This window comes from Pseudomonas sp. H1_D05, from assembly GCF_054682705.1.
In genome coordinates this window covers 736,285-750,699 of the sequence record NZ_CP162825.1, presented here as the reverse complement: position 1 = coordinate 750,699, position 14,415 = coordinate 736,285, and the positions used below count along the sequence as shown (strand labels likewise).

General features: G+C 59.0%; 4 protein-coding genes and 1 pseudogene. 4 read left to right on the top strand and 1 reads right to left on the bottom strand.

From position 1 onward, the window contains the following. Positions 1–7: 7 nt before the first annotated feature. From AB4O11_RS03335 to AB4O11_RS03320, 4 genes and pseudogenes are all read left to right on the top strand, one after another. Positions 8–1,691: pseudogene (locus AB4O11_RS03335) on the top strand (fatty acid--CoA ligase). Between the two features lie 337 nt (positions 1,692–2,028). Next, positions 2,029–3,918, top strand: coding sequence for a DUF1302 domain-containing protein (locus tag AB4O11_RS03330; protein ID WP_016985157.1), 1,890 nt, complete (start codon positions 2,029–2,031; stop codon positions 3,916–3,918). A gap of 27 nt (positions 3,919–3,945) precedes the next feature. Next, a complete protein-coding gene (locus AB4O11_RS03325) occupies positions 3,946–5,310 on the top strand; it encodes a DUF1329 domain-containing protein (protein ID WP_093441275.1) in 1,365 nt (454 codons plus the stop codon). A 176-nt stretch (positions 5,311–5,486) separates the two neighbouring features. Then, entirely contained in the window at positions 5,487–8,219 is a 2,733-nt protein-coding gene (locus AB4O11_RS03320; protein WP_460130139.1) for a LuxR C-terminal-related transcriptional regulator, read from the top strand. Between the two features lie 95 nt (positions 8,220–8,314). Here AB4O11_RS03320 and AB4O11_RS03315 read toward each other — a convergent pair whose 3' ends face one another. After that, positions 8,315–14,311 (bottom strand): matrixin family metalloprotease, encoded by a 5,997-nt coding sequence (locus tag AB4O11_RS03315; RefSeq protein WP_460130137.1) that lies wholly within the window; start codon positions 14,309–14,311, stop codon positions 8,315–8,317. Positions 14,312–14,415 lie beyond the last annotated feature (104 nt).

Genomic DNA, 14,415 nt, shown 5'->3' with positions numbered 1-14,415 from the left:
GATTCTTATGTTGCAGACTCGCGTCATTCCCCCGGCCGATGGGGCCTACCAGTATCCATTGCTGATCAAACGGCTGCTGATGTCCGGCGCCCGTTACGAGAAAACCCGCGAGATCATCTACCGTGACCAGTTGCGCTATAGCTACCCGACCTTGATCGAGCGCGTGGCGCGGTTGGCCAATGTGCTGACGGCCGCCGGTGTGAAAGCCGGTGACACCGTGGCGGTGATGGACTGGGACAGTCATCGTTACCTGGAATGCATGTTTGCGATTCCGATGATTGGCGCGGTGATTCATACCATCAACGTGCGCCTGTCGCCGGAACAGATCCTCTACACCATGAACCACGCCGAGGACCGCTTTGTGCTGGTCAACAGCGAGTTCGTCGGTCTTTACCAGGCAATCGCACCACACCTGAGCACGGTCGAGAAAACCCTGGTGCTGACTGATTTGCCGGAAAAAACCGCCGACCTGCCGAATCTGGTCGGCGAGTACGAACAACTGCTGGCCGCCGCTAGCCCGCAGTACGACTTTCAGGACTTCGACGAAAACTCGGTCGCCACCACGTTCTACACCACCGGCACCACGGGCAATCCGAAAGGCGTGTATTTCACCCATCGGCAACTGGTCCTGCACACCATGGGGGTGTCGACGATCATGGGCGCGATCGACAGCGTGCGCCTGCTCGGCACCAACGACGTGTACATGCCGATCACACCGATGTTCCATGTACACGCCTGGGGCCTGCCGTACGTGGCGACCATGCTTGGCCTCAAACAGGTTTATCCGGGGCGCTACGATCCGGAGTTTCTGGTGGAGTTGTGGCGCAAGGAGAAGGTTACCTTCTCCCACTGCGTGCCGACCATTCTGCAGATGCTGCTCAACGCGAAAGGCGCGCAGGGCACCGATTTCGGCGGCTGGAAAATTGTCATCGGCGGCAGCGCGCTCAATCGCACCTTGTATGAAACCGCCAAGGCGCGGGGCATTCAGCTCACCGCTGCGTACGGCATGTCGGAAACCGGGCCGCTTGTATCCTGTGCGCACCTCAATGATGAGTTGATGGCCGGCACTGAAGACGAACGCACCACCTACCGGATCAAGGCCGGTGTGCCGGGGCCGCTGGTGGAAGCGGCGATTGTCGATGCCGAGGGTCACTTTCTCCCGGCCGACGGCGAGACCCAGTGGCGAACTGGTGCTGCGTGCGCCATGGCTCACCGAAGGCTATTTCAACGAACCGCAGAAGGGCGCCGAGCTCTGGGCTGGCGGCTGGTTGCATACCGGCGACGTTGCCACACTCGACAGCATGGGCGTGATCGACATCCGCGACCGCATCAAAGACGTGATCAAGACCGGCGGCGAGTGGATCTCTTCGCTGGATCTCGAAGACCTGATCAGCCGTCACGTCGCGGTACGCGAAGTAGCAGTGGTGGGCATCGCCGATCCGCAGTGGGGCGAGCGCCCGTTTGCCTTGCTGGTAATCCGCGAAGGGCATGTGATCGGGGCCCGCGAGCTCAAGGAACACCTCAAGCCGTTCGTGGAATTGGGACACCTGAGCAAGTGGGCGATTCCGAGTCAGATCGCCCTTGTTACTGAAATTCCCAAGACCAGTGTCGGCAAGCTCGACAAGAAGCGCATCCGTCTCGACATCACCGAATGGCAGGCCAACAACAGCACCTTCCTCTCGACACTTTGAGTGTCTGCTGGCGCGCCGAAACCGGCGCGCCAGACCCACCAAGCAAGCGCTTGGCTTGTGAAATCGAAAAAATCAGCCATCCTTGCCGTGCCGACATGCGTCGGACTGGCGAAAGGACTGTTCCAGAGTGGCCGGCAGCTGCAAATCACACTTTAGAGGGATCAAGCAGTACCACCTGCTGGCTATAGTCCGCTCAAGGATTTTTAAGAACGGGGCACACGCACAAAACGGGGCGATGCATCTTTGGAGTGATTTCGGGTTGTCTCTGGCACCCGGTCCTTCAGGCGTTTTTAAAAGTACTCACTGCCATAACAATAATGCACATGGAGTAGCGTCGATGACCTCAGTAAACCAGTTCTGGCGCCGGGCGAAACTGCCTCTGGCGGTCAGTCTTGCCTCTTCGCTCGCCGGGCCCGCATTCGGCGTCAGTTTCAACGTCGGTGAAATCGAGGGCCAGTTCGACTCTTCCCTGTCGATCGGTGCCAGTTGGTCTACCCAGAGCCCGAACAAGAACCTCATCGGCGTCAACAACGGCGGCCATGGTCTGTCGCAGACTTCTGACGATGGCCACGCCAACTTCAAGAGCGGCGAAACCTTTTCGAAGATCTTCAAGGGCATCCATGACCTTGAACTGAAATACGGCGACACCGGCGTGTTTGTCCGTGGCAAATACTGGTACGACTTCGAACTCAAGGACGAAAGCCGCGAGTTCAAGGACATCAGCGATTCGGGCCGTAAAGAGGGCGCCAAGTCGTCCGGCGGGCAGATCCTCGACGCCTTCGTCTACCACAACTACGCGATCGCCGATCAGCCAGGTTCCGTGCGTCTGGGCAAGCAGGTGGTGAGCTGGGGTGAAAGTACCTTCATCGGTGGCGGCATCAACTCGATCAACCCGATCGACGTTTCCGCGTTCCGTCGTCCGGGCGCCGAAATCAAGGAAGGCCTGATCCCGGTCAACATGTTCTACGTGTCCCAGAGCCTGACCGAAAACCTTTCGGCCGAAGCGTTCTATCAGCTGGAATGGGACCAGACCGTCGTCGATAACTGCGGCACGTTCTTCTCGCAGCCAGACATCGTTGCCGACGGTTGCAACGACAACCTGCGCGTGCTGAACAAGCGCTCGCAAATTCCGGCCATCGCCCTGGGGCCGTTGGCGGCCAACGGTGTCAACGTCAACGAAGAAGGCGTTCTGGTGCGCCGTGGTCCGGACCGCGATGCCCGTGACAGCGGCCAGTGGGGCGCGTCCTTCAAGTACATGTACGAACCGCTGGACACCGAGTTCGGCGCCTACTTCATGAACTACCACAGCCGTGCGCCGATCTTCAGCGCCACCGGTGCTCCGCAATCGGTCTACAACACCGCGCGCGCGCTGCCAGGGCCGTTTGCGGCACTTGCACCGTTGCTGGTCGCGGGTAACTCGAACTACTTCATTGAATACCCTGAAGACATTCGCCTCTACGGTCTGAGCTTCTCCACCACCCTGCCTACCGGTACGGCGTGGAGCGGTGAGATCAGCTACCGGCCGAACGCGCCGGTACAACTGAACTCCACCGACATTCTGTTCGCCGGTGTGCGTCCGATTGGCGGGGCACTGACCAACGCTTCGATACTGAACGGCGTGCCGGGACAGGATCTGCACGGTTACGAGCGCAAGGAAATCACCCAGATCCAGACCACGTTCACGCACTTCTTCGATCAGGTCATGGGCGCCAGCCGTCTGACCCTCGTCGGCGAAGTCGGCGCGACCTACGTCGGCGGGCTGGAAAGCCGTTCCGACAAGCGCTATGGCCGCGATCCGGTATACGGCCCGGGTGAGTTGCCAGCCACTGGCGGTGTGAATACCTGCGCCAATATTCTCAACGCCAGCACCATCAATGGTGCCGGGCCGGGTTCACCGCAGAACAACCGCAGCCGCAATTGCGACAACGACGGCTTCACCACCTCGATGTCGTGGGGCTACCGCGGTCGCGCCATCTGGGAATACAACGACGTCTTCGCCGGTGTGAACCTCAAGCCGAACGTGGCCTGGTCCCACGACGTCAGCGGTTACTCGCCAGGCCCTGGCGGCAACTTCGAGGAAGGTCGCAAAGCGGTCAGCCTGGGCGTCGATGCCGAATACCAGAACACCTACACCGCAAGCCTGGCGTACACCAACTTCTTCGACGGCAAGTACACCACTGTGGATGACCGCGACTTTGTTGCGCTCAGCTTCGGCGTGAACTTCTAAGCACTGCATTTCAGGACGAACGAATTTATGAAAATAACAAAGAGTCTGTTCCACGCCGGTGTTCTGGGCCTGTCGCTGCTGGCGACCGGCGTCATGGCCGCCGTGCCTGCTGCCGAAGCCGACAAACTGGGCAAGAGTCTGACGCCGATGGGCGCGGAAATGGCCGGTAACGCCGACGGTTCGATCCCGGCGTGGAAGCCGCTGCCGAAGAATGCCGGCAGCGTCGACGCGCGTGGCTTCCTGTCCAACCCTTACGCCAGTGAGCAACCGCTGTTTACCATCACCGCCAAGGATGTCGACAAGTACAAGGACAAGCTGGCGCCGGGCCAATACGCGATGTTCAAGCGTTATCCGGACACCTTCAAGATGCCGGTTTACCCGTCCCATCGCGGTGCGACCGTGCCAGATGACGTGTTTGCCGCGATCAAGAAAAACGCCACCACCACCAACCTGGTGTCCGGCGGCAACGGTCTGGAAAACTTCGAAACGGCCGTGCCGTTCCCGATTCCGAAGAGCGGTGTGGAAGTCATCTGGAACCACATCACCCGCTATCGCGGTGGCAGCGTGACTCGTCTGGTGACCCAGGCCACGCCGCAACCGAACGGCTCGTACAGCCTGGTGTACTTCCAGGATCAGTTCGTGTTCCGCGACAAGATGAAGGACTACGACCCGAAAAACCCGGGCAACATCCTGTTCTACTTCAAGCAGAAAGTGACCGCGCCGGCACGTCTGGCCGGTGGTGTGCTGCTGGTGCACGAAACTCTCGATCAGGTCAAAGAACCACGTTCGGCGTGGGTCTATAACGCCGGCCAGCGTCGTGTGCGTCGTGCGCCACAAGTGTCCTATGACGGTCCGGGTACTGCGGCGGATGGCCTGCGTACCTCCGACAACCTCGACATGTTCAACGGTGCTCCGGATCGCTACGACTGGAAGCTCGAAGGCAAGAAAGAGATGTACATCGCCTCCGACAGCTACAAGCTCGACGATCCGAAACTGAAGTACGCCGACATCATCAAGGCCGGTCACATCAACCAGGATCTGGCACGTTACGAGCTGCGCCGCGTCTGGCATGTGGTTGCCACCCTGAAAGAAGGTCAGCGTCACATCTACGCCAAACGTGACTTCTACATCGACGAAGACACCTGGCAAGCCGCCGTGATCGATCACTACGACGGTCGTGGCCAACTGTGGCGCGTCGCCGAAGCGCATGCCGAGAACTACTACGACAAGCAAGTGCCGTGGTATGCCCTGGAAACCCTCTACGACCTGCAGTCCGGCCGCTATCTTGCACTGGGCATGAAGAACGAAGAGAAGAGTGCGTATGACTTCGGTTTCACCGCCACCACCAGCGACTTCACCCCGGCTGCACTGCGTCAGGATGGTGTTCGCTAAACCGCTGTAAAACCGAGGCCGCATCCTCGTGAAAACGCCCCGTCTGGTTCGGGGCGTTTTTTTGCGTGTAGCCTTTTTGTAGCCATTTGTAGCAGCAACCTTCATAACCGGTTCGTTTAAGGCTAGTCTGCGGACATCTGCAACGCCGCCAACAGCAATTCGAACAAGAGCCGGCCATGACTGATCTGTCCCCACTTCCGGGTCCCGCAAGCGTTGCCATCGCGGCACTGGACGGGCGTTTTTTCCGCCCGCCGCTGCCCGACGGCTACGTCTTGCGACCACGCCTTTGCGAGCGCCTGCAGGCCGGGCTCGGTGGGCGTCTGTTGCTGGTCAGTGCTCCCGCCGGGTTTGGCAAGAGCTCGCTGGCGGTGGAGTTCTGTCAGAGTCTGCCGGCACACTGGCAAAGCCTTTGGCTGGGCCTGAGTCCTCGCGACAGCGACCCGGGGCGCTTTCTCGAACGTCTGCTCGAAGGCTTGCAGGACTACTTTCCGCAACTGGGCAGTCGCGCACTCGGCCTGCTGAAAATGCGCCAACGCCATCAGCCCTTTGCCTTCGAAGAATGGCTCGACGGCTTGCTCGATGAACTGACCCTGCACCTCGATCCCGGCGCGCCACTGCTGTTGGTGCTCGACGATTACCATCTTGCGCAAGGCCCGGTGCTCGATCGCTGCCTGCAGTTTTTCCTCAACCATTTGCCCGATGGCTTGCTGGTCATGGTCACCAGTCGCCAGCGCCCGGACTGGCATCTGGCGCGCCTGCGTCTGTCGCGGCAGTTGCTCGAATTGCACGAGCAGGATCTGCGCCTGACCCACGACGAAGCCCTGACCCTGCTTGATCGCCACAGCAGTTCGCTGCGCGGTGAAGCGCTGGAAAACCTGATCCAGCGCAGCGAAGGCTGGGTCGCCGGTTTGCGGTTCTGGCTGCTCGCGGTGTCTGAGGCCGGCAGCGATGCGGCGCTACCGCAAGCGTTGAACGGTGGGGAAGGGCTGATCCGCGACTATCTGCTGGAAGAGGTCATCGATTGCCTGCCGGCCGAGGTGCAAGCCTTTCTGTACGACACCGCCCCCCAGGAACGCTTTTGCAGCGAGTTGTGCGACGCCGTTCGCGAAGCCCACGACAGCGCCGAGATCCTGCGTTTCCTGTTGGCCCATCAGGTCTTTCTGGTGCCGCTGGACGAGCACGGTCACTGGTATCGTTATCACCATTTATTTTCGGATTTGTTGCGCAGTCGGCCGATTGCTCAGGCGATGGTGCCGACTGCAACGCTGCACCTGCGTGCCTGTCGCTGGTTCAACGCACAAGGGCTGCTGGATGAAGCCGTGGAGCAGGCGTTGCGTGCCGGTCACCTGGATGTCGCGGCAAATCTGGTACAGAACCTCTCGGAGGAGCAACTGCTGGCCGAGCAAAACGTCGGCATGTTGCTGCGCTGGAAAATGGACCTGCCAGACAGCCTGTTGATCAGCACGCCGCGCTTGATCGTGCTGTACAGCTGGGCGCTGGGGCTGGCCTGTCAGCTGGATGCCGCCGAGGAGTTGTCCAGTCACCTGAGCCGCTTCCTGCCGGCGCCTTCCGCTACTGCGCAAAAGTCGATGCTGGCGCAATGGCTGGCGTTGAGCGGGATCATCGCTCGAGGGCGTGGGCATCGTGAGCTGACGATCAGATATTGCACCGAGGCCCTGGAAAGCCTGCCGGCCAAACGTTATGGCCAACGGCTGATGTGTCTATCGACCTTGTCCAATCTGGCCATTGCCGATGGCGATCTGTGGCGCGCACGCGGTCTTAACCGCGAATCCCTGGAGCTGGCGCAGCGAGTCGGCAATCCGTTGTTCGAAGCTTTGGCCCATTACGACCGTGCACGGGTGTTGCAATCGCGTGGCGAAATCCTGCGCGCACTCGATGAAGTCCATCAGGGCCTGGGGCGACTGCGTGGTTTGTCGCCACAACGTCTGTACGCGGTGCGCGCTCGGCTGACGTTGTATGAGGGTTTTCTGTTGGCCATGCGCTTGCAGCCTCAGGCGGCACGCGTGCGGTTGTTGGCCGGGATCAGCGAGGCACGAGCCTGTCGCGATATCAGCGTATTGATCGGCCATTGTGTCATCGCTCGTCTGGACGGCAGCAGTGGCGAATTCGCCAAGGCTTTTGCCGAACTCGCCGAAGCCGAACGCCTGATGCACATCTGGGACGTGCCGCCGATCTATTATCTGGCGATGATCACTCTGGTCAAATGTGAACTGTGGCTGGCGCAGGGTCGCACCGATCTGGCCGAGGCATGGCTGGCGCGGTTGGGCCAGACCTACACCGGCGAACGCGCCGCTGCGCCGCCGGAGTTCCATCCACAACTGCCGCTGCATGTGGAACTGCAACAGGCTTTGCTCGACCTGAATCAGGGCCAACCGATGCTCGCCGAAGGGCGTTTGAACGTCTTGCATGAAAACGGCCAGCAAACCGGCCGGCAGTTGCTTAGTGTGATGGCGTTGACGCAGAAGGTGGCGCTGTTGCTGGCAGGCGGTCGAGAGACAGAAGCCCGCAAGGCATTGGGTCAGGCTCTGGAAGCGGCGGCGGGGGGGGTATTGCAACCGTTCGATAGCTTGGTGAACGGACACGCGGACTGGTTGCGTGGGCATTTGCAAGCCTCTGCGACATTGTCAGGGCAACAATTGCTGGCGCATTTTCCGCCTGTAGCGGCGCGTCCAGTCGTCGATCATGGGGGCACTGAGCAGCTCAGCAGCAGGGAGTTGTCGGTGTTACGCCTGATCGCTCAAGGCTGTTCGAATCAGCAAATCAGCGAACAATTGTTCATCTCGTTGCATACAGTGAAAACCCATGCCAGCCATATCAACAGCAAGCTGGGGGTGGAGCGGCGTACGCAGGCAGTGGCGCGGGCGAAGGAATTGGGGGTCTTGACCTAGTCCTCGGCAATATTGACACCAACAGAAACGCCCCGAATCCTCGGGGCGTTTCTGTTGGTTGTCCGACCTGCGGGCAGGTTGGAGCTGAGGTTACATCAGGCCACCAGATCGTTGGCGCTGAAGCTGTTCACACCCACCAGCTGGATTTCGAAGTCCGCACCGGCGTTGCCGCTGACATTCCCCGACAGTACATGGTCGATGAAGCGCAGTTGACCGGCACCGGTGAAGTCGGCCGCACCGATGAAAGAAAAGCCGTTGAAGCCGTCGCTTAACAGGTTGGCATCAAACTTCGTCAAATCAATCTTGTCACCTTGCGCACTGTTGAAGTCGGAGATGACGTCGCGCAGATTGCCAATTCCCGTTTCGCTCCAGGCATTGAATACAAACGTATCTGCACCTGAACCCCCAGTTAGCGTATCGGTGCCCTGACCGCCGATGAGAGTGTCAGCACCGGCTCCGCCGTTGAGCAAGTTGTTGCCGTCATTGCCAGACAACGTGTTGTTCAGGGCGTTGCCGATGCCATTCAGGTTGCTGCTGCCGGTCAGTACCAGATTTTCCAGGTTGTCTCCCAGCGTCCAGTTCACCGACGAACGTACGGTGTCGATTTCGCCAGCCAGAGTACTGGTTTCGATGATGGTGTCGCCGGCGTTGTCGACGATATAGGTATCGTTACCCAGACCGCCGAGCATGGTGTCAGCGCCAGCCTTACCATCAAGTGTGTTGTTGCCGTCATTGCCGGTCATGCGGTTGTTGAGTTCGTTGCCGGTGGCATTGAGGGCAGAGCCGATGAGCAAAACGTTCTCGACGTTGCTCCCCAGGGTGTAGTCGATGGAGGCAAAGACTCGATCGATTTCAGTCAGTGAGGTGCCGGTTTCGACGACGACATCGCCGAGGTTGTCGACGTAATAGGAGTCGTTACCTGCGCCGCCGATCATGGTGTCGGCGCCCAGGCCGCCATTGAGCGTGTTGACGCCGTCGGTACCGGTCAGCACGTTGTCCAGCGCATTACCGGTCAAGTCGAGAACGCCGCTGCCGACCAGAGTGCCGTCTTCGATGTTGGCCGACAGGGTATAGCTGATCGAGGATCTGACCAGATCATGACCTTCGCCCACAAGTTCGGTAACGGTGTCGCCGACGTTGTCGACGATGTAGGTGTCGTCGCCCAGACCGCCGAGCATGGTGTCAGCGCCGGCTCCGCCGTTGAGCAAATTGTTGCCGTCATTGCCAGACAACGTGTTGTTCAGGGCGTTGCCGATGCCATTCAGGTTGCTGCTGCCGGTCAGTACCAGATTTTCCAGGTTGTCTCCCAGCGTCCAGTTCACCGACGAACGTACGGTGTCGATTTCGCCAGCCAGAGTACTGGTTTCGATGATGGTGTCGCCGGCGTTGTCGACGATATAGGTATCGTTACCCAGACCGCCGAGCATGGTGTCAGCGCCAGCCTTACCATCAAGTGTGTTGTTGCCATCATTGCCGGTCATGCGGTTGTTGAGTTCGTTGCCGGTGGCATTGAGGGCAGAGCCGATGAGCAGAACGTTCTCGACGTTGCTCCCCAGGGTGTAGTCGATGGAGGCAAAGACTCGATCGATTTCAGTCAGTGAGGTGCCGGTTTCGACGACGACATCGCCGAGGTTGTCGACGTAATAGGAGTCGTTACCTGCGCCGCCGATCATGGTGTCGGCGCCCAGGCCGCCATTGAGCGTGTTGACGCCGTCGGTACCGGTCAGCACGTTGTCCAGCGCATTACCGGTCAAGTCGAGAACGCCGCTGCCGACCAGAGTGCCGTCTTCGATGTTGGCCGACAGGGTATAGCTGATCGAGGATCTGACCAGATCATGACCTTCGCCCACAAGTTCGGTAACGGTGTCGCCGACGTTGTCGACGATGTAGGTGTCGTCGCCCAGACCGCCGAGCATGGTGTCAGCGCCGGCTCCGCCGTTGAGCAAATTGTTGCCGTCATTGCCAGACAACGTGTTGTTCAGGGCGTTGCCGATGCCATTCAGGTTGCTGCTGCCGGTCAGTACCAGATTTTCCAGGTTGTCTCCCAGCGTCCAGTTCACCGACGAACGTACGGTGTCGATTTCGCCAGCCAGAGTACTGGTTTCGATGATGGTGTCGCCGGCGTTGTCGACGATATAGGTATCGTTACCCAGACCGCCGAGCATGGTGTCAGCGCCAGCCTTACCATCAAGTGTGTTGTTGCCATCATTGCCGGTCATGCGGTTGTTGAGTTCGTTGCCGGTGGCATTGAGGGCAGAGCCGATGAGCAGAACGTTCTCGACGTTGCTCCCCAGGGTGTAGTCGATGGAGGCAAAGACTCGATCGATTTCAGTCAGTGAGGTGCCGGTTTCGACGACGACATCGCCGAGGTTGTCGACGTAATAGGAGTCGTTACCTGCGCCGCCGATCATGGTGTCGGCGCCCAGGCCGCCATTGAGCGTGTTGACGCCGTCGGTACCGGTCAGCACGTTGTCCAGCGCATTACCGGTCAAGTCGAGAACGCCGCTGCCGACCAGAGTGCCGTCTTCGATGTTGGCCGACAGGGTATAGCTGATCGAGGATCTGACCAGATCATGACCTTCGCCCACAAGTTCGGTAACGGTGTCGCCGACGTTGTCGACGATGTAGGTGTCGTCGCCCAGACCGCCGAGCATGGTGTCAGCGCCGGCTCCGCCGTTGAGCAAATTGTTGCCGTCATTGCCAGACAACGTGTTGTTCAGGGCGTTGCCGATGCCATTCAGGTTGCTGCTGCCGGTCAGTACCAGATTTTCCAGGTTGTCTCCCAGCGTCCAGTTCACCGACGAACGTACGGTGTCGATTTCGCCAGCCAGAGTACTGGTTTCGATGATGGTGTCGCCGGCGTTGTCGACGATATAGGTATCGTTACCCAGACCGCCGAGCATGGTGTCAGCGCCAGCCTTACCATCAAGTGTGTTGTTGCCATCATTGCCGGTCATGCGGTTGTTGAGTTCGTTGCCGGTGGCATTGAGGGCAGAGCCGATGAGCAGAACGTTCTCGACGTTGCTCCCCAGGGTGTAGTCGATGGAGGCAAAGACTCGATCGATTTCAGTCAGTGAGGTGCCGGTTTCGACGACGACATCGCCGAGGTTGTCGACGTAATAGGAGTCGTTACCTGCGCCGCCGATCATGGTGTCGGCGCCCAGGCCGCCATTGAGCGTGTTGACGCCGTCGGTACCGGTCAGCACGTTGTCCAGCGCATTACCGGTCAAGTCGAGAACGCCGCTGCCGACCAGAGTGCCGTCTTCGATGTTGGCCGACAGGGTATAGCTGATCGAGGATCTGACCAGATCATGACCTTCGCCCACAAGTTCGGTAACGGTGTCGCCGGCGTTGTCGACGATGTAGGTGTCGTCGCCCAGACCGCCGAGCATGGTGTCAGCGCCAGCCTTACCATCAAGTGTGTTGTTGCCGTCATTGCCGGTCATGCGGTTGTTGAGTTCGTTGCCGGTGGCATTGAGGGCAGAGCCGATGAGCAGAACGTTCTCGACGTTGCTCCCCAGGGTGTAGTCGATGGAGGCAAAGACTCGATCGATTTCAGTCAGTGAGGTGCCGGTTTCGACGACGACATCACCGAGGTTGTCGACGTAATAGGAGTCGTTACCTGCGCCGCCGATCATGGTGTCGGCGCCCAGGCCGCCATTGAGCGTGTTGACGCCGTCGGTACCGGTCAGCACGTTGTCCAGCGCATTACCGGTCAAGTCGAGAACGCCGCTGCCGACCAGAGTGCCGTCTTCGATGTTGGCCGACAGGGTATAGCTGATCGAGGATCTGACCAGATCATGACCTTCGCCCACAAGTTCGGTAACGGTGTCGCCGACGTTGTCGACGATGTAGGTGTCGTCGCCCAGACCGCCGAGCATGGTGTCAGCGCCGGCTCCGCCGTTGAGCAAATTGTTGCCGTCATTGCCAGACAACGTGTTGTTCAGGGCGTTGCCGATGCCATTCAGGTTGCTGCTGCCGGTCAGTACCAGATTTTCCAGGTTGTCTCCCAGCGTCCAGTTCACCGACGAACGTACGGTGTCGATTTCGCCAGCCAGAGTACTGGTTTCGATGATGGTGTCGCCGGCGTTGTCGACGATATAGGTATCGTTACCCAGACCGCCGAGCATGGTGTCAGCGCCAGCCTTACCATCAAGTGTGTTGTTGCCGTCATTGCCGGTCATGCGGTTGTTGAGTTCGTTGCCGGTGGCATTGAGGGCAGAGCCGATGAGCAGAACGTTCTCGACGTTGCTCCCCAGGGTGTAGTCGATGGAGGCAAAGACTCGATCGATTTCAGTCAGTGAGGTGCCGGTTTCGACGACGACATCGCCGAGGTTGTCGACGTAATAGGAGTCGTTACCTGAGCCGCCGATCATGGTGTCGGCGCCCAGGCCGCCATTGAGCGTGTTGACGCCGTCGGTACCGGTCAGCACGTTGTCCAGCGCATTACCGGTCAAGTCGAGAACGCCGCTGCCGACCAGAGTGCCGTCTTCGATGTTGGCCGACAGGGTATAGCTGATCGAGGATCTGACCAGATCATGACCTTCGCCCACAAGTTCGGTAACGGTGTCGCCGACGTTGTCGACGATGTAGGTGTCGTCGCCCAGACCGCCGAGCATGGTGTCAGCGCCGGCTCCGCCGTTGAGCAAGTTGTTGCCGTCATTGCCAGACAACGTGTTGTTCAGGGCGTTGCCGATGCCATTCAGGTTGCTGCTGCCGGTCAGTACCAGATTTTCCAGGTTGTCTCCCAGCGTCCAGTTCACCGACGAACGTACGGTGTCGATTTCGCCAGCCAGAGTACTGGTTTCGATGATGGTGTCGCCGGCGTTGTCGACGATATAGGTATCGTTACCCAGACCGCCGAGCATGGTGTCAGCGCCAGCCTTACCATCAAGTGTGTTGTTGCCGTCATTGCCGGTCATGCGGTTGTTGAGTTCGTTGCCGGTGGCATTGAGGGCAGAGCCGATGAGCAGAACGTTCTCGACGTTGCTCCCCAGGGTGTAGTCGATGGAGGCAAAGACTCGATCGATTTCAGTCAGTGAGGTGCCGGTTTCGACGACGACATCGCCGAGGTTGTCGACGTAATAGGAGTCGTTACCTGCGCCGCCGATCATGGTGTCGGCGCCCAGGCCGCCATTGAGCGTGTTATTCAGCGTGTTACCGGTCAATACGTCGTCGAAGGCAGAACCCGTGGCGTTTTCAATTTTTGCCCCATACGCGATCGCCAGGCCATCATTGATCGCCGTCATATTATTCAGGTCAACGAAAGCCTTGCCGATTTGGCTGTAAGCACCTTCATTGAGATTGATGGACACCGCAGCAAGCTGATTGCTGCCATCGATCGTGTCGTTACCACCGGCATCCCAGATTGTTTCGAAAATCGACTGGTTCGCCGCCCATTTGTAGACGTTGTCACCGGTCTGCCACGCCATATTGGCGCCGTACAGGCTCTGGATCGCAAGGATGTCCAGAACCATCGGCGTGGTCGGCTGATAGGAATAGTTACTGTTGTAACTCATCACTGTGAAGTGCACGTCGTCGAGCGAAGGGTCCAGCAGAGTGTTGTTGGTAGCGCTGGTGTCGAACGGATGCTTGAGGCCCAACGCGTGACCGATTTCATGCACGAACGTCATGAAGTCGTAACTGCCTTTAACGGGATTCGGGTCGTTGGTTGCCTCGCCGACCCAGACATCGCCTCCCGCAGGTAGATTCTCAGGAAAGTAGGCCCAGGCCGCGGTTTTGTCATCCATCAACCGATAGCCGCCAAAGCGCAGGTCGCCAACGTTGGTCAGGGTGTCGCTGGTCAACGTGAAATTGAGGTTGGCAACCGCGCTCCAGGCGCCCAACGCACCGGTTATTGCAGTTTTCTGTGCTGTCGTCAGCTCATACAGAGCGTTGTATTCATTTTTTGGGCTGTAGTCGGTGACGAAGTATGACGTTACCGGCGCCATGAAGCTGTAGCTCAAATTAGTCGCCCCGGATGGATTCCAGCCGGATCCCAGCCAAAACTTACCGGAAATTAGGCTGTCGACGATAGCGCTGCCAGTCAATGAGGCGGGGAAGGCGAAGGAGTAAGTCTTGGGCGTTGGCATGCGGAATTTCCTGAGTACTATGCGGCCCTTCCTGAATGCGACCGCTACAAAAAAATGCGATTTTGCACCAGAATTTGTGTACTTGATATCATTAGGCCATTATT